Genomic DNA, 17,803 nt, shown 5'->3' on the forward strand with positions numbered 1-17,803 from the left:
TGTGTCGTCGCGCCCGCCCCTGGAGACACCACCTCGATGACCGAACAGACTCCCGTCCCAACGTCCGACGCGCCCCGTGTGGTCGTGATCGGCGCCGGCCCCGCAGGGTTGACCGCGGCCTACGAGCTGGGCAAGCGCGGCGTCCCCGTCACCGTGCTCGAGGGCACCGACCAGGTCGGTGGCATCAGCCGGACGGTCGAGCGCGACGGGTGGCGGTTCGACATCGGCGGCCACCGCTTCTTCACCAAGGTGCAGGAGGTGGAGGACCTGTGGCACGAGATCCTCCCCGACGAGGACTTCCTCCTGCGTCCGCGCATGAGCCGGATCTTCTACCGGGGCAAGTACTACGACTACCCGCTGAAGGCCACGAACGCCCTGACGAACCTCGGTCCGGTCGAGGCCGTGCGCTGCGTGGCGTCCTACGCCTACGCCCAGGTGCGCCCGCCGGCCAACCAGGACAAGTTCGAGGGCTGGGTCACCGCCAGGTTCGGCAAGCGGCTCTACCAGCACTTCTTCAAGAGCTACACCGAGAAGGTGTGGGGCATCCCCGCCGACGAGCTCGAGGCCGACTTCGCCGCCCAGCGGATCAAGAACCTCGACCTGCGCAAGGCGATCATCAACGCCGTCATGCCCAAGCGGAACCAGAAGGAGATCACCTCCCTCATCGAGGAGTTCCAGTACCCGAAGTACGGGCCCGGGATGATGTGGGAGGTCTGCCGGGACAAGGTGCTCGCCCAGGGCTCGACCGTCCACATGGAGACCAAGGTCCGTGAGATCCGTCACCGCGACGGCCGGGCCTACGAGGTCGTGGCCGAGCACCCCGACGGCACCCGCAGCACCTTCCCGTGCGACCACGTCATCTCGTCGATGCCGTTCACCAAGCTGGTGACGGGCATGGACCCCTCCCCCGACCCGCAGGTCGTCGAGGCGGCCGAGGACATCAGCTACCGGGACTTCCTCTCGGTCGCTCTGGTGGTCCCCGAGGAGTACGCCTTCCCGGACAACTGGATCTACATCCACGCGCCCGAGGTCGAGGTCGGGCGCATCCAGAACTACGGCTCGTGGTCGCCCTACATGGTGAAGGAGGGGCGCACCTGCCTCGGGCTCGAGTACTTCGTGTTCGAGGACGACGAGATGTGGTCGAAGTCCGACGAGGACCTCATCGAGCAGGCCAAGGACGAGCTGGCCTTCCTCGGCCTCGTCGACCGGGAGCGCATCGAGCTCGGCCACGTCGTGCGGGTCCCGAAGGCGTACCCGACCTACGACGAGGGCTACACGGACCGGGTCGAGACGCTCCGCAAGTGGATCGAGACCACGACCCCGAACGTGCACCCCGTCGGCCGCAACGGCATGCACCGCTACAACAACCAGGACCACTCGATGCTCACGGCGATGCTCACCGTCGAGAACATCGTCGACGGCACCACCCACGACGTGTGGTCGGTGAACGTCGAGGAGGACTACCACGAGGAGGCCACCTCGTCGGTGAAGGAGTCCGGCACCCGCACCACGGGCACCGGCCGCGACGCGCCGGTCCTGCCGCGGAAGCCCCGCCGGTGAAGCTGGACGTCGCGTCGCTCAAGGCGGCGCTGGTCGACGTCCTCCCCGATCCGCTCGTCTACCGGATCGCCCCGCTCATCTACCGGGGCCAGGAGCCCGAGCTCGCCCGCCTGCGGAGCTTCGTGCCGCGAGGTCGCAACGCCGTCGACGTCGGCGGCTGGCTCGGCCCCTGGACCCGCGAGCTGTCGCGCTGGTGCGGGCGCGTCGACACCTTCGAGCCCCAGCCCGACCTCGCGGCGTTCCTCCGCAAGGTGGTGCCGGCCAACGTCACGGTGCACGAGGTGGCGGTGTCGGACGCCGCCGGTCGCACCCGACTGGTCGTCCCGTCGTCGCGCCACGGGGAGAACGCTCTGGCGTCGGTGCGTCCCGGTGCAGCCGACGCCGATCCCGACGCCATCGTCCACGAGGTCGACGTCGTCCGCCTCGACGACCTCGGGTTCACCGACGTCGGGTTCCTCAAGGTCGACGTCGAGGGCCACGAGCGGGAGGTGCTCGACGGCGCGACCGCGCTCATCGGTCGGGACCGACCGCGGATCCTGCTCGAGGCCGAGCAGCGGCACCTCGACACGCCGCTCCACGAGCTGTTCGACCACGTCGGCGCGCTGGGCTACCGCGGGTGGTTCCTGCACGGTGGCGGCTGGCACGCCCTCGACACGTTCGACGTGGAGCAGCGCCAGACCGCGCACCTCGACGACCTCACCGGGCCGGACTACGTGAACAACTTCCTCTTCGTCCCCACCGAGGACGAGTTCACCCCGACGACCTGAGCCGCTCGCACAGGTCCGAGTCCCGCGGCTGCACCTCGACGTCAGGGGTGAGGGTCTGCACCGGCCCACCCGCGAGCGAGCGGCCGGGTGCGACGCCGTCACGAGGGTGGAAGCGATAGCCCTCGAACGCGAGCCGGTCGTCGACCTGGACGCGGATCTCCACGGTGACCGGGTCGAACACCGCCGTCACCGTCGACCGGGCGCGTCGCGGCACCCAGCGTCCGAGGTCGACGTGGCGTCCGTCCGGGTCGTCCCAGACGTAGCCGATGCGCACCTCGTCCTCGCGCACCTCGGCCACGAGCGCGTTCGCTCCGTCGGCATCGCCGCTGCCGAGCAGCGGCCACAGCTCCCCCGGCTGGGCTCCCTCCGGCCAGGGCACGTGGAGCGTCCACCCGCCGGCCTCCTCGGTGCGCTCCACGCCTCGCCACCGGTCGCCCTCGCCCCAGTAGACCCCGCGGCAGTCGTCGAGGGCGACGAGGTCCCCGGCGGTGACGTCGCGAGGCAGCTCCTCGACCCAGCGCACCCGTGGAGCGGTCGCGCCTGGCACCGCCTCGGCCACCGACACCTGGTCCGACACCAGCGCACCACGCAGCGCCTCCGACACGTCGGGCGCCTCCTGGCGCTGGTAGAGGAGGCCGAGCGCCCCGTTCGCCGCCACGCCCCACGCCGCCAGGGCGGCGATCGCCACCGTGGCGACGACCACGGTGCGACGGCCGTGCCGCCCCGCCCGCTCGATCGCGACGTGCACGGCCGGCAGCGTGGTGACGAGGAGGAACGGGAGGACGTCGGTCGTGTAGCGGTGGGCGACGTAGCCGATCGTGAGCACCCCGAGGGCGCTCGCCGCCGAGCCGACGGCCGGCAGTGCGAGGCACCGCAGCGGGTGCCCGCGCCGCCAGGCGACGGCGAGCACGCCGAGACCGGCGACCGAGCCCAGCGCGAGCAGGGGCGTGGAGGACGGGAGGCTCGCGGTCGGGTCCAGGGTGTCGAACGCGACGTCGCCCACGACGTCGACGCCGTCGCGGAAGCCGATGAAGGGGTAGGTCCGACCGAGCGCGACGCCGTCGGGCCGCAGGTACTGCAGCGCGGTCGTCGGCACGAACTGCGGCCCGAAGAGGCTCCCGTCGTTGGCGTCGAGGACCTCTTGGCGCTCCTCGCTGATCCGCACGTAGGTCTGGGCCTCGAGCGGCAGGCGGAACGGCTCGCCGAAGCGGGCGAGGTTGACCGCGGCGTAGGAGCCGACGGCGACGGTGCCCGTGACCGCGAGGAGGGCGACGACCTGGCGCCCGCCACCGGCCAGGCGCCACGGGCGGGTACGCCAGCGGGCCGCACCGAGCGCGACCAGCTCGGCCCCGCCCACGAGGCCGAGCGCGACGAGGGCGCCGGCGCCGACCGACGCCCGGCTGTGGAGCGCGGCCACGGCGGCCGCCCCCGCGACGCCGAGGGCGGGCAGCGAACCGCCCGCCAGGTGGCGCACGAGGGCCGCCAGCGACACCAGGGCCCACGCGCTGCCCCACAGCAGCGCCTCGTGGTACACCCAGGCGCGTCCGGCGAGGTACAGCACCACCGATCCCGCCACGACGACGCCGGTGGTGGCGCCGGCCACGACGAGGTCACGCCGGTCCACGGCTCGGTCGCCACGCACCGCCCATCGGACCGACCACCCGAGCGAGGTGGCGGCGCCGGCGAGCACGCACACCGCCCCCACCATCGAGAGCTGCGTGAGCCGACCGTCGAGGCGGTCGGTGATGGCGACCACCGGTACGCGGAGCAGCGTGGGGACGATCCCGAAGTAGGTCTGCTCCCGCCCGTCGATCTCGAACGCCTCGATGCCGAGGACGCCGGGGTCGAGGTCCCAACGACCCTCGAGCCAGCTGCGGGCCTGCGCCTCGTGGAAGTCCGCGGCGCGCGGCTGGGGGGCCAGCAGCTCGAAGGTCCCGGCGGTGAGCAGCCAGCAGAACGGCAGGAGGGCGGCGAGCAGGCCGACCGCAGCGGCCAGCCGGACCGGCCGGGGGACGGGCGGCGGCCCCGGTGCCGCCTCAGTCGCCGGGACGGGGTCCACCGGGCGCCCGGCCGACGAGCAGGATCGACAGGCCGACGGGCACGTCGGCGCTGCGGAGCACGCGCCGCTCCGCCGTCGCGATCCAGCCGAGGAGCCGGTTGACGTGCGGGTGCACGTAGCTGACCTCCTCCTCGTCGCCGCGCACCAGGCGGCGGATCGGGGTCTTGCGGACGACGGCGGCCAGCGGGGTGAGCCACGAGTGGAAGTACGTGACCCTCTCCACCTCCACGCCGGCGGCGTCCGCGACGTCGCGCAGGCGCGCTGCGGTGTAGCGACGGCGGTGGCCGAGCACCTCGTCGTGGCGGCTCCACGCCCACTGGTACGCGGGCACGGTGAGGAGGATCAGCCCTCCGGGACGGACGACCCGGCGGTACTCCCGCAGCGCGGCCACATCGTCGTCGAGGTGCTCGACCACGTCGAGGCTCGTGAGGACGTCGACCGACCCCGACGCCAGCGGCAGCTCGCCCGCCGATCCGCGGACCACGGCCACGCCGGCCGCCTGTCGGGAGGACGCGAGGGCGGCCGCGTGTCCGTCGAACTCGACACCGATCACCGAGTCGGCGTGGGCGGTGAGCACGGGTAGCGTGCTCCCCGTTCCGCAGCCGACGTCGCACGCCACGCCCGAGCCGTCATGGCGGCGGCCCAGCTCCAGCTCCAGGAGCCGCTGCTTGGCGCGGAACCACCAGTGGTCCCGCTCGAGGCGGGACATGATCTCGAACTTCTCGACCGCCATCTGGCCCCCCGCTCCGGGGGCCGGAACCGAGGGCCCGGCACGGCGGATCGCCCGGCGCAGCGCGATCACGTCGCGGAGCATCGCCGCCCCGTCGCGGAGGGGTCGGACCCGGCTGGCGTCCACGTGCGACCACTCCAGCGGCATCCGGACGATGCGCATGCCGTCGCGCTCGGCGAGGGCGAGGACCTCGACGTCGAACGCGAAGCCCTCGATGGTGACGGCGCTGAAGATCGTGTGGGCGGCGTCGGCCGTGAAGCCCTTCAGGCCGCACTGCGTGTCGAGCTCGGTCGTCAGGCGGAAGGTCCGCAGCACGAGGTTGAACGCCCGCCCTGTGGCCACCCGGTGCCCCGGCTGCGAGTCGGCGATCGTGCTGTCGGGGTGCGCGCGGCTCGCGAAGACGACGTCGGCCTGCTCGGCGACCAACGTGTCGAAGCAGCGGATGATGTCGTCGACGCCTGCGGAGAGGTCGGCGTCGGCGAAGACCCGGAGGTGGCCTCGCGCGGCGAGCATCCCGGCGCGCACCGCGGCGCCCTTCCCCCGGTTGAGCGCGGAGCGGATGACCCGGGCGTTGGCCAGACCGAGCTCGGCGATCTGCTTCTCGGCCAGCTCCGCGGTGCCGTCGGCGCTCCCGTCGTCGACGAGCAGCAGCTCGTGGCCCTCACCGGCGAGCGGCGAGCCGGCGAGCAGGCGCAGCGTGCCGCCGATCCGCTCCGCCTCGTCGAACATCGGGATCACCAACGAGCGCCGGACCTCGTCCGGATGCGTCGTCGGAGGTGGAACCATCGGCGGCATCGATCCTTTCCGGGCGACGTCCAGCGGGGCGGTGCGAGGAGCCCCGGCGCCTCGGCGCCCCCGAGCCCGGGCGGGTCGGTGGCGTATAGTACGGACGCCCGTCCGCCGGCTGCAAGAACCCTCCGAGGGTGGCTCACCCGCTCGTGCCCGACCAGACGAACCCCACCCGCAGCCGCGACGAGACCCTCCGGGACATGGCGGCGACCGCCGACGCGGCAGGGCTGCGACGCATCCACATCGCGACGTTCCGCGATCGCGACCACCCCGAGGCCGGCGGCTCCGAGGAGCACGCGACGCAGGTGGCCCACCACCTCCACCTGGCCGGCCTGGAGATCGTCCACCACACCGGCGCCGTGCCGGGCGGGCCGGCCGAGCTCGATCGCGACGGCGTCCGGGTCGTGCGACGCGGCGGACGCCTCGGCGTCTTCGCCACCACCGTCGTCGACGAGCTGAGCGGACGCCTCGGCCCGCGTGACGGGCTCGTCGAGGTCTTCCACGGCGTCCCGTTCTTCTCCCCGCTCTGGGCCCGCGGGCCCCGCGTGGCGCTGATCCACCACGTCCACCTGGGCACGTGGCACCACCTCCTGCCCTTCCCCGGCGACCGGGTCGGCGACGCGATCGAGCGCCACGTGGTGCCGCTGCTGTACCGGCGGGCCACCGTGGTCACCGCGGCGGCGTCGGCCCGGGACGAGATCGTCGACGAGCTGCGGCTCCCCGCCCGCAACATCTCCGTGGTCCCCCACGGGATCGACCCGCGCTTCCGTCCCGGCGGCAGCCGGAGCGCACGCCCCCGGGTCGTGGCCGTGGCGCGGATGATGCCGCAGAAGGGGCTCGCCGACCTGGTGCCGATCCTGGCCGCGGTCCGCCGACGGGTCCCCGACCTCGAGGCCGTGATCGTCGGCGACGGACCCCAGCGACCGGAGATCGAGCAGCTCCGGCGCGACCACGACGCCGAGGACTGGCTTGAGCTCGCCGGCCGCGTCGACGACGACGAGCTGGTCGTCCAGTACCAGCAGGCGTGGGTCGCCGTGTCGGCGTCGCACCGGGAGGGCTTCGGCCTCACGCTCACCGAGGCCGCGGCATGTGGGACGCCGGCGGTCGCGACCCGCATCCCGGGCCACGTGGACGCCATCGCCGAAGGTCGCAGCGGGCGCCTCGCCGAGGGCCCCGACGAGATGGCCGACGCCCTCGTGTCGATCCTCACCGACCCCGCCGAGCGCGCCGCCCTCAGCCGGGGGGCCCTCGAGTGGGCGTCGTCGTTCACGTGGGCCCACAGCGCGGCAGGCGTCCTCGACGCCCTCGTGGCCGACGCACGTCGACGCCGCACCCGGCGCCGCTGAGCCCCTTGGAGACCGTCGACCGGACCGTCCGTCGAGCGTGGCGCGCACGCGGCACCCCGTACGCGGCGCTCGCGCTCCTGTCCTACGTGCCGCTGCTGCTCGCCCGCCCGGGCGTGTTGAACGCCGACACCAAGGGCTACCTGTACCTCGATCCCCTCGGCCTGATGGAGCGCGCCCGCTCCCTGTGGGACCCCGTCGTCGGCGGCGGGACGGTCACCCACCAGACGATCGGCTACCTGTGGCCGATGGGCCCGTTCTACGCCCTGACCGAGGCCGTCGGGCTGCCCGACTGGGTGGCCCAGCGCCTGTGGGTCGGCTCGATCTCGTTCGCCGCGGCGGCCGGCGCCCTGCACCTCTGGAACCACCTCCTCGGTCGTCGCGGCGTCAACGTCCTCGGCGCCCTCGCCTACGGCCTGTCCCCGTACGTCCTCGGCCACGTCACCGGCCAGTCGGCGCTCCTCCTCCCCTTCGCCGCCTTCCCGTGGCTCGTCGTGTTCATGGACCGGGCCTGCACCGAGAAGGGGTGGCGCTGGCCGGCGGCCTACGCCCTCGTCATCGCGACCTGCGGGTCGCTGAACGGCAGCTCGGTGTTCTTCGTCGTGGTCGGCTCGGCGCTCTGGGCGCCCCTGCGTGCCCGCTCCACGGCCGGCGTCACCCTCCGCGACGCGTTCGTGGCCCTCGTCCGCACCGGCGTGCTCACCCTCGCCACCCAGCTGTGGTGGCTCGTCGGCTACGCCGTCGGCGGGCGGTACGGGCTCCCCCTGCTCGCCACCACCGAGACGCTCGAGGTGACGTCGGCGACCACCGCGTCGACCGAGGTGCTGCGGGGGCTCGGGTACTGGTTCTTCTACGGCACCGACGTCACCGGACCGTGGCTCGAGGGCATCGCCCCGCCGTACATGGAGCACGTCGGCCTGCTCGCCGTCGGCTTCGTCGTGCCGATCGTGGCCCTGGTCGCCGGGGGCGCCACGGCTTGGGCGCACCGCACGTACTTCGCCACCCTGGCCGCGCTCGGGCTCGTGCTGTCGGTGGGCGCCTACTCCGCGGCAGGTCGATCCCCGTTCGGCGCGGCGTTCGCCGCAGGCGCCGACGCGTCGGACCTGCTCTTCAGCCTCCGCAACACCCAGCGCGCCACGCCGCTGCTCCTCCTCGGGCTGGCCGGCCTGCTCGTCGCCGGCCTCCACGTGCTCGCCGAGCACCGGCCCCGTGGTCGCGTCGTGGTCCACGTCGCGCTCGCCGTCGCCGTGGTGGCGTCGATCCCCCACCACTGGACGTCGGGCTACATCGCCGAGCGCTTCCACCGGCCCGACGAGCTGCCTGCCCACTGGGTCGATGCCGCCGACCACCTCGCCGACGGGGAGGGAAGGATCCTCGAGCTGCCCGGCATCGACTTCGCCGCCTACCGCTGGGGCAACACGCTCGACCCGATCACGCCGGGGCTGGTCGACCGCTCCGTCCTCGCCCGTGAGCTGGTGCCGATGGGATCACCGCCGGGCGTCGACCTGCTGGGGGCGCTCGACCGGTCGATCCAGGAGGGCACCTTCGAGCCCGAGGCGCTGGCTCCCGTGGCCCGCCTGCTCGGCGCGTCGGACGTGCTCGTCCGCAGCGACCTGGAGTACGAGCGGTACCGGACCGTCCGCCCGCGCGTGTTCTGGGACGCGCTGACGCCCACGCCGCCAGGCCTCGGCCCACCGACCACCTTCGGCGACGACCAGGTCAACCGGGCCGACCCCTCCCAGCCGATGATCGACGAGGTCGAGCTCGGCATCGCACCCGACGCGGCGGAGCCGCCCGCCCTCGCGGTCTTCCCGGTCGAGGACCCCCACGACCTCGTGCGCGCCGAGCCGACCGCCGGCGGCACGATCCTCGCGGGGGACGGCGAGGGCGTCCTCGCCACGGCCGCGGCCGGCCTCCTCTCCTCCGGACCGCTGCGGTACGCGGCCGAGGTCACGGACGACCCGGCGGCTCTCGATCTCGCCCTCTCACCCGGCACGCAGGTGGTCCTGACCGACACCAACCGTCTCCGCGGCCACCGCTGGTACTCGCTGCGCGAGAACCTCGGCGCCGTCGAGGTGCCGGGCCAGCCCGCGCTCGAGGACGATCCCGGCGACGCGCGCATCCCCCCGGTGACCGATCCGGACCCGTCCTCCCAGACCGTCGCCGAGCACCGGGGTGCGGCGCGCGTGTGGGCCACCGCGTACGGCAACCCGATCACGATGACGCCCGAGAACCGGGCGGTGCTGGCGTTCGACGGCGACGAGCGCACGGCGTGGACGGTCGAGACCGGCCAGTGGGACGACCCGGTCGTCCTCGGCATCGAGCTCGACCAGGCCGTCGCCGTCCCGGCCGTCCACCTGCGCCAGGCCGTCGGCCGTCCGGGCATGCGCGCGGTGGAGGAGGTCGAGATCCGACTCGACGGCGGACGTGCCCTGCGGGTGGCGCTCGACGAGCGCTCGCTCGAGCCCGGGGGCCAGCCGGTGCCGCTCGACGGCGACCCCGTCACCACGGTCGAGGTGGAGGTGCTCCGGTCGGAGCCCGGCGACGGCCCGACCGGCTTCAGCGAGGTGCGCATCCCCGACGTGCGGGTCGAGGAGGTCCTGCACCTCCCCACCGACCTGGTCGACGCGGTCGGCCCCGGGCTCGTCGACCACCCGCTCGCGATCGTCCTGACCCGCCACCGGGTCAACCCGGCCGAGGTGGTCCGCAGCGACCCCGAGCTGGCGATGAGCCGGGCGTTCACCCTCCCCGCGGCCGGGACGTTCGACGTCTCCGGCACGGCGCGCCTCTCCGCGACCGCACCGGAGCCGACGATCGATCGCACCCTCGGGATCGCCGGCGCCGCGGACGGCGGCGTCGACGCGACCTCGACGGCCCGACTCGCGGGCGACCTCCGCCACCGCGCCGTGTCCGCCGTCGACGACGACCTCACGACGGCGTGGCAGACCACGTTCGGCGACCCGCGCGGCGCCACGATCGAGGTCGCCTCCCCCACCACCTTCACGCTCGACGCCCTGACGCTGGACGTCGTCGCCGACGGGCGCCACAGCCTCCCTCGCACCCTCGAGGTGCGCGTCGACGGGCAGGGCCCGGTCGTCGTCGAGGTCCCGCCCGTCGCCGAGTCGACCGAGCCCGGAGCGACGACCCAGGTGGTGGTGCCGCTCGGGACCACCGTCGAGGGGTCGACCCTGCGCCTGACGGTGGTCGAGATCGACGAGCGCTCGACCCGCGACTGGTACACGGGTACGCCGGTCACGCTGCCGGTGGGTCTGGCGGAGATCGAGGTCCCCGGTGCCGAGGTCACCGATCCCGTCCTCGACGAGTCCTGCCGGGCGGACCTGCTGTCGATCGACGGCACCCCGGTCCCCCTCCGGGTCGTCGGCACCGCCGCCGATGCCGTCGACCGCGCCGGGCTCGACGTCGAGCTGTGCGGCGACCCTGTCACGCTGGCCGCTGGCGAGCACGTCGTGCGCACGGCGCCGGGTGCGGACACGGCGATCGACCTCGACCGGGTGGTGCTCGAGCTCGCCGGTCCCGCGGCGTCCGCAGCGGTCCCCGCCCCGGATGCGCCGGCCACGGTCGAGTGGACGCGCCCGTCGGCCACCGCGATCGACGCCACGGTGGTGCCCGAGGGCGACGAGCCGTTCTGGCTCGTGGTGTCGGAGAGCTGGAACGAGGGGTGGACCGCGACGGCGGACGGCGAGGACCTCGGCGAGCCGGCGATCCACGACGCCTTCGGCATGGGGTGGGTCATCGAGCCCGGCGACGGGCCGATCGACGTCGAGCTGCGGTGGGCCCCCCAGCGCACGGTGGACATCGGGCTCGCGGCCTCGGCCCTCGCCGCCGTCGCGTGCCTCGCGCTCGTCGTGTTCGGTCGGCGGCGGCCCCAGCCGCCACGAGCGGCGCCGACTCTCGTGCGCGACGCGACCTGGTCGCCGCTCGCGGCACCGGCCGCCCTGGTGGCCGGCGCTCTCCTGGTCCACCCGCTGGCCGGCCTGGTGCTGGGCCTCGTCGTCGGCGCGGGCGTCCTCTGGCCGCGGGCGCGGCCGGCGGTGCGCCTCCTGCCCGCCATCGCCGTGGCCCTCGCCGCGGCCTACGTCGTCGTCTCGCAGCTCCGGTGGGGCCACCCCGCCGACTTCCGCTGGCCGGAGCACTTCCTCCGGGTGCACCACCTCGCGCTCGCCGGGCCGGTCCTCCTGGCGGTGCTCGCCTGGTTCGACGCGCCCGCTCAGTCCGGCAGCCAGGTCGAGCCGTCGGAGCCCTCGACGCGGCCCGACGAGGGCAGCGAGTAGCCCGCGAGTCGCAGCAGCTCCGGGCCCAGCCAGCGCGACACCGACAGGGCACCGTCGTCGTCGAAGTGGACGCCGTCGGGGCGCAGGTCGGTGTCGAACACGCCGCCGGGCCGGTGCTCCATGTGCCCGGCGAGATCGACGACGCCGACGTCCTCGTGATCGGCGACGACGCCGGCCACCAGGTCGTTGACGTGGTCGAGCCGCCGGGGCGTGTCCTCGTCCTCGGCGCTCGGATCGACGCCCGGGTAGTTCGCCAGCGTGAAGTGGGGGTACGTGAGCCAGGCCACCGTCGCCCCGCCCGCCGTCAGCACCTCGGCGGCGAGGTCGACGTCCCGGCGCAGCGCGGCGTCGAACGTCGGGTCGCCCGCCCACCGCCACTCGTCGCCCGGCTCGAGGCGGTGGTCGCCGGCGTCCCACGCGCCGACGAGCACGACCACCAGGTCGGGCCGGAAGGTCTCGATCCGATCGGCGTAGAGGGTCGGCCAGCTCGTGCAGCCCTCGGGGGTCGCGCCCGCGCCGCCCACCGAGCGCACCTCGACGCTGCGGACGATGCCGCATCCCGGCGTCCCGGTGTTCCAGACCACGAAGGCCCCCGTCTCGGCCGCCCAGGCGTCGAGCCCGAAGCCGAGCGAGCGCGACACCGAGTCGCCCACGACGAGGAGGCGCAGCGGCCGGTCGAGGATCGCCGGCACCTCGGGGCCGCCCTCCGCCGCCGCCGGTGCGACGCTGGCCGGCGGCGCCTCGAACGCCTCCGGCGGGACGCTCGGCGGGGGCGGTGCGCTGGTCTCGGCCCACCGGGGCGGCGCCACCGCCGTCGACCCGACGACGAGGGCCCCGACGACGACGAGAGCCGGCAGGGCGGCCAGCGGCAGCAGCCGCGGGACGGCCAGCTGCGGCAACCGGCGGATCGGCTGCTCGATCCAGCGGTACGAGACGAGGGCGGCGACCAGCGTGGCGCCGAGCCGCAGGGCGAGCAGCGGCGGCCCCTCCAGGCCGGTGCGGCCCTCGTCGAGCCAGAGGAACAGGGGCCAGTGGTAGAGGTAGACGCCGTAGGAGATCCGGCCGAGCCCGGCGAGCGGCGACCACGAGAGCAGCCGCGCCGGGCCCACGCCGCGCACCACGGCGAGCACGACCACCAGGGTCAGGAACGGGTGCAGCGGGAGGGCGAACCGGTAGACCCAGAGGTCGGCGGCGGTCGCGGTCGCCCACATCGCCCCCATGGCGGCGATCGCCGGCCAGCTCGCCAGGCCGAGGAGCCGTGTGCCGCGCTCCGAGAGCGCGGAGCGCACCGACAGACCGCCGAGGACCGCCGCGGCGGCCGCGCCCCAGAGGATCTCGGCCGCTCGGGTGTGGGTGCCGTAGTAGGCCTGCGTGAGGTGCCCCGCCCCCGCGATCGCGACCATCAGCAGCGTCGACACCACCGCGAGCAGCGCCAGGACCGATCCGACCGCCTCCCGGCGGCGGGCCAGGTGCAGCACGCCGACGACGACGAGCGGCAGGAGCAGGTAGGCCTGCTCCTCGATGGCGAGGCTCCAGAAGTGGAGGACCGGGCTCGGCTCGGCGAAGAGGTCGGCGTAGGAGCGCTCGTCGAGGACGAACCGCCAGTTCGCGACCTGGGCCAGGGCGGCGAGGATGTCGCCCCGCAGATCGAGGCGACCCACGGGGGCGCTGACCGTGAGGCCGAAGGCGGCGATGCCCACGAGGCAGACCAGCGATGCCGGCAGGAGGCGCCGCACGCGTCGACCCCAGAAGGCGCGCAGGTCGATGCGGTGGTGCTGATCCCACTCGTCGAGCAGGAGGCCCGCGATCAGGAAGCCGGAGAGGGTGAAGAAGGCCGAGACGCCGAGGAACCCGCCGGGCATCCAGGTGAGCCCGGCGTGGAACGCCAGGACGCCGAGGACGGCGACGCCACGCAGGCCGTCGAGCGCTGCGACGCGCCCGGCTGCCCTAGATTCGGCGCCATGAACCACCCTCCCGTCCTCCTCGTTCACGGCTTCGCCACCTCGGCCGAGCGTACCTGGCGTGAACCGGGATGGATCGACCTCATCACCGAGGCGGGACGCACGGTTCTGGCCCCCGACCTGCTCGGCCACGGCGATGCTCCGAAGCCGCACGAGGTCGACGCCTACGACGCCGTCGAGGACCTCGTCGCCGACGTCCTGCCCGACGAGCCGGTCGACGCCATCGGCTACTCGATGGGCGCCCGCGTCGTGCTCACCCTGGCCGCCCGGTCGCCGGAGCGCTTCCGCCGCATCGTCGTCGCCGGCATCGGCGCCAACGTCTTCCGCTCCGAGGCGAGCACCGCTGTGGCCGACGCCGTCGAGGGCCGCTACGACCCCGACAACCGGGTCCTCGCCCACTTCCACGAGCTCGGGACCACGCCCGGGAACGACCCGCTCGCGCTGGCGGCGTTCATGCGACGCCCCTCGCCGGTGCTGCGGCCCGAGGACCTGGCCCGCGTGAGCTGCCCCGTCCTCGTCGTGCTCGGCGAGCAGGACTTCGTCTGGCCGGCGGACGACCTCGTCGCCGCCCTGCCCGACGCCCGGTTCCTGCCGCTCCCCAAGGTCGACCACTTCGGGACGCCGAAGGACTTCACGTTCATCGACGAGGCCCTCGGCTTCCTCGACGCCCGGCCGTTCTAGCCCTGTGGCGGGCGAGGACCGTCGCCGCCACGGACGGGCGGCCTGGATCGGCACCGCCCTCGGCACGCTCCTCGTCGCCTGGGTCGCCACCGCCGGCTCCTGGGACCTGCTGCGCTGGGAGCCGCTGAGCGACTTCTACGACGCCCAGGCGGCGGCGTGGCTCGACGGCCGGTGGGACATCGGCATCGACACGCTGGGGGTCGAGTCGTTCTTCCGCTTCGACGAGGAGGTCGCGGCCCTCGTCGAGCGGGGCTGGCCGATCGACGACGACCCGCTCGTCGCCGACGAGATCCTGCGCAGCCAGCCCGCGTACATGTACCAGGGGCCCGTACCCGCGCTCCTCCGCGTCCCGACGGCGGCGCTGGCGCCCGACCTGAGCGGTCGGCTCACGACGCTGTCGATCCTCGCCGCCACCCTGCTCGCCGGCTGGACCAGCGGTCGGATCCTGTGGGAGGCCCGTCGCCGCCTCCGTCCCGACGTCGAGGTCGGTCGTGGCGAGCAGATCGGGGTGGCGGCGTGGTGTGCGCTCGTCACGGGGGGCTCGAGCCTGGTGTACCTGGCCGCGAAGCCGTGGGTGTACCACGAGGCCCTCGTGTGGGGGGTGGCGCTCTGCCTGGCCTCGCTGCTCGCCATGGTGCGCTACGTCGACGCGCCCACGACGCGCCGGGTGGTCGTCCTCGGGCTCCTCGTCACCGCCTGCCTGTCGACGCGGGCCTCGATCGGTCTCGGTCCGCTGCTCGGGGTGGCGGTCCTCGGCGCCCGCGAGCTCGTCGCCGTGGCGCGACGTCGCGCCGACGGTCGCGACGTCTGGCCGCCGATCACCCGCGCCGCGGGGCTCGCGGGCGTCGGGGTCGCCGCCCTCGGCACCTACGCCGCGGTCAGCTACGTGAAGTTCCGGACGCTGTTCAGCGTGCCGTTCGAGACCCAGCTCCACACGATCATCGACCCGACCCGCCAGGAGTTCCTCGCGGAGAACGGCGGGTTCTTCTCCCTCCGCTTCATCCCGACGACGCTCCTGCAGTACTTCCGACCCGACGCCTTCCGCCCCACCTCGCTCCTGCCGTGGATCGACTTCGCCCCGGCGCCGGGCCCCATCCTCCTCGACGCCCGGTTCGACGTGTTCGACCGGACGTCGAGCGTCCCCTCGGCGCTGCCGGCCTTCGTCCTCCTCGGGGTCCTCGCCCTGGTCGCGCTCGGGCGGGGTCGGATCGAGTGGTCAGCGCTGCGAGCCTTCCGGGTCCCGCTGGTGGCGGCGGCCGGCTCGGGCCTCGCGGTCCTCGCGTTCGGCTACATCGCCAACCGGTACGTCGCCGACTTCATGCCCCTGGTGATCGTCGCCGCGGCCATCGGCGTGCAGGCGCTGCTGGCGTGGCGGCCGTCGCGCCCGTGGATCCACCGCACCGCCGTGTCCGTCGTCGTCCTCGCCGGCGTGTTCGGCGCCTGGCTCAACGTGTCCCACGGGGTGCTCGCCCAGCGGCTCTACGGCCTCACGACCGACGAGGAGCGCACCGCGGCGTTCATCGCCACGCAGTCGCGGGTCGAGTCGCTGCTCGGCGGCGAGGAGCTGCCGTCACGCGTGCAGCGCGGCGAGCAGCTGCCGACCGGATCGCCCGGGGACCTGTTCGTCCTCGGCAGCTGCGACGCCCTCTACCTCCACGACGGCAACCCGCCGAACACGATCCGGCGCCACTCCTGGATCCCCGTCGAGCGCACCGAGCGGGCGGGCCGGTACGAGCTGGCCATCCGGTTCGACGCGCTACGCCCGGGCACCTCGTCGCCGATCGTCAGCGGCGAGGACGGCGACAGCTCGGCGCTACTGGTCGTCGAGGCGACCGACGACGGACACGTCGTCGTCGAGTACTCGGGGGCCGGCCTGCCACGGCGCAGCGCCCCGATCGAGGTCGATCCCGGGCACACCTACGACGCCGTGCTCGTCGCCGACCCCCGCCTGTCCGAGGTGTCCCTCACCCTCGACGGCCGACTCGTCTTCGAGGGGCACCTCGCCTACGACGGGCCGCTCACGTTCGGGCGCGACGTCGTGGGCGGCGCCGACGTGGCGACCTTCGCCGGGTCCATCGAGCGGCGGCCGGGGACCCGCGCCGAGCTGTGCGCCGACCTGCTGGAGCGGGCGGGCTGAGCGCCCGTCAGCCCTGGTGCACCATCGGGTCGGGACGGAGCGCGAACAGGTACTGGTAGGCGAACAGGTTCGGCCAGGCGCGCACGCCGCGCCGGTCGACCCAGCGGACGAGGCGGGCCACGGGTGAGCCCGCGACACCACCACCGTCGCCGCCCCTGTCGACCACCTCGAGGGGCAGCCCGGTCGCGCTCTCCCAGTCGGCGATGTAGCCGGCCCGCCGGGCGACCCGCATGAAGCTGCGGTGGGTGAAGAACCGCAGGTGCCCCCGGTCGAGGATGCCGCGGCGCTCGTAGTCGAAGCGGCCGAGGACCGTGCGCAGGCGCGGGTACCAGTGGGCGAAGTTCGGGATGGAGGCGAGCAGGGTGCCGTCGGGCTTCAGGACGGCGAGGATCGAGCGGAGCATGGCGTCGGGGTCCCGGACGTGCTCGATGACGTCGGCGGCGAGGACGACGTCGAACCCGGTGCCCGCCTCCGCGGGGATGCCGTCGTCGAGGTCGCCCCGGACGAACGCGTCGACGCGCGTGCCGACACCGGGCATCTCGACCACGTCGACGCCGGTGACGTGGTGGCCGAGCCGCCGGAGCCGGTCGGCCAGCGCGCCGTCCGAGCAGCCGAGGTCGAGCACCTTGCTCGGTGGCCGGTGGGCCATCCACTCGAGGAGCTGGCGGTGCGAGCTGTCGAGCGAGTCCTTCGTCTCGTAGGCGTCGCTGGCGAAGGCCATCTCGCCGCTGCCGAAGCCGATCTTGTGCAGCCGGTACTTCACGACGTCGCGCATCACGTCGCCGGCGTACCGCACGCCGTCGACGTAGCAGATCTCGTCCCCGTAGTAGGTGGGGATCGGGACCTCGTGGATCCGCTTCCCGGCCTCGTGCAGCTGCACGATGATCTGCGTGTCGAAGTTGAAGCCGTCGTCGTTGAGCTCGAAGGGCACGTCGTCGAGCGCCGCGACCCGGTAGGCCCGGTAGCCCGAGTGCCACTCGCTCAGGGACTCGCCGACGATCGCGTTCTGGGCCTGGGTGAGGATCCGGTTGCCGACGTACTTGTAGAGGGGCATGCCGCCACGCCGGGCGGCGCCGGGGATCATCATCCGGGACCCGAAGACGGCGTCGGCCTCGCCGGACTCGATGGGCGCGACCATCTCGGGCAGCAGCTCCGGGGCGTACTGGCCGTCGCCGTGGAGGAGCACCACGATGTCGAGGCCCTGCTCGATCGCCCACCGGTAGCCGGCCTTCTGGTTGCCGCCGTAGCCGAGGTTGCGCGGCCGCCGGATCACGGTGATCGGCAGCTCCGAGTTCGCCTCCTGGTACTCGAGCCCCCGCTCGAAGGTCGCGTCGGCGCTGTAGTCGTCCGCGATGAGCACGGTGTCGATGCGGGAGCGGAAGCCCGAGGGGATGCGATCGAGGACCGCGGCGAGCGTCGCCTCGGCGTTGTACGCGACGACGAGGATCCCGATCCGGTGCATCGCGGCAGCCTACGACATGTGC

10 protein-coding genes are annotated in these 17,803 nt (G+C 73.9%); 6 read left to right on the top strand and 4 right to left on the bottom strand.

Annotated elements, in window-relative coordinates; translation table 11 throughout:
- Positions 1-36: 36 nt before the first annotated feature.
- Positions 37-1,560 (top strand): NAD(P)/FAD-dependent oxidoreductase, encoded by a 1,524-nt coding sequence (locus GH723_RS09720; protein ID WP_153759459.1) that lies wholly within the window; start codon positions 37-39, stop codon positions 1,558-1,560.
- Positions 1,557-2,327 (top strand): FkbM family methyltransferase, encoded by a 771-nt coding sequence (locus GH723_RS09725; protein ID WP_195210224.1) that lies wholly within the window; start codon positions 1,557-1,559, stop codon positions 2,325-2,327. The genes GH723_RS09720 and GH723_RS09725 overlap by 4 nt, the downstream gene beginning before the upstream one ends.
- On the opposite strand, the gene GH723_RS09730 is transcribed toward GH723_RS09725, so the two are convergent.
- Positions 2,311-4,386: a hypothetical protein gene (locus GH723_RS09730; RefSeq protein WP_153759461.1), complete on the bottom strand. Its 2,076-nt coding sequence runs from the start codon at positions 4,384-4,386 to the stop codon at positions 2,311-2,313. The genes GH723_RS09725 and GH723_RS09730 overlap by 17 nt on opposite strands.
- The gene (locus tag GH723_RS09735) at positions 4,364-5,911 is read right to left on the bottom strand and encodes a methyltransferase domain-containing protein (protein ID WP_153759462.1); all 1,548 of its coding nucleotides are present in this window, start codon (positions 5,909-5,911) and stop codon (positions 4,364-4,366) included. The genes GH723_RS09730 and GH723_RS09735 overlap by 23 nt, the downstream gene beginning before the upstream one ends.
- A 128-nt stretch (positions 5,912-6,039) precedes the next feature.
- On the opposite strand from GH723_RS09735, the gene GH723_RS09740 reads away from it, so the two are divergent.
- Together GH723_RS09740 and GH723_RS09745 are read left to right on the top strand one after the other, a co-directional pair.
- Complete coding sequence (locus tag GH723_RS09740) at positions 6,040-7,251, top strand: glycosyltransferase family 4 protein (RefSeq protein ID WP_153759463.1); 1,212 nt, start codon at positions 6,040-6,042, stop codon at positions 7,249-7,251.
- 5 nt (positions 7,252-7,256) lie between these two features.
- Entirely contained in the window at positions 7,257-11,540 is a 4,284-nt protein-coding gene (locus GH723_RS09745; protein WP_195210226.1) for an alpha-(1->3)-arabinofuranosyltransferase domain-containing protein, read from the top strand.
- Here the strand turns inward: GH723_RS09745 and GH723_RS09750 are convergent.
- Positions 11,477-13,531, bottom strand: coding sequence for an acyltransferase family protein (locus tag GH723_RS09750; protein WP_153759465.1), 2,055 nt, complete (start codon positions 13,529-13,531; stop codon positions 11,477-11,479). The genes GH723_RS09745 and GH723_RS09750 overlap by 64 nt on opposite strands.
- Here GH723_RS09750 and GH723_RS09755 point away from each other — a divergent pair.
- Together GH723_RS09755 and GH723_RS09760 are read left to right on the top strand one after the other, a co-directional pair.
- Complete coding sequence (locus GH723_RS09755) at positions 13,418-14,182, top strand: alpha/beta fold hydrolase (protein ID WP_229022759.1); 765 nt, start codon at positions 13,418-13,420, stop codon at positions 14,180-14,182. The genes GH723_RS09750 and GH723_RS09755 overlap by 114 nt on opposite strands.
- A gap of 4 nt (positions 14,183-14,186) precedes the next feature.
- Positions 14,187-16,319 (top strand): hypothetical protein, encoded by a 2,133-nt coding sequence (locus GH723_RS09760; RefSeq protein WP_153759467.1) that lies wholly within the window; start codon positions 14,187-14,189, stop codon positions 16,317-16,319.
- 7 nt (positions 16,320-16,326) lie between these two features.
- Here GH723_RS09760 and GH723_RS09765 read toward each other — a convergent pair whose 3' ends face one another.
- Complete coding sequence (locus GH723_RS09765) at positions 16,327-17,781, bottom strand: bifunctional glycosyltransferase/class I SAM-dependent methyltransferase (protein ID WP_153759468.1); 1,455 nt, start codon at positions 17,779-17,781, stop codon at positions 16,327-16,329.
- Between the last annotated feature and the right edge of the window lie 22 nt (positions 17,782-17,803).

It is taken from the genome of Actinomarinicola tropica (assembly GCF_009650215.1).
Taxonomy (GTDB): Bacteria; Actinomycetota; Acidimicrobiia; order Acidimicrobiales; family SKKL01; genus Actinomarinicola; species Actinomarinicola tropica.

Bases quoted from the DNA above. Each gene is read 5' to 3' on its own strand.
- GH723_RS09720 (WP_153759459.1), top strand. From the start codon at position 37: ATGACCGAACAGACTCCCGTCCCAACGTCCGACGCGCCCCGTGTGGTC.
- GH723_RS09765 (WP_153759468.1), bottom strand. From the start codon at position 17,781: ATGCACCGGATCGGGATCCTCGTCGTCGCGTACAACGCCGAGGCGACG.
- GH723_RS09735 (WP_153759462.1), bottom strand. From the start codon at position 5,911: ATGCCGCCGATGGTTCCACCTCCGACGACGCATCCGGACGAGGTCCGG.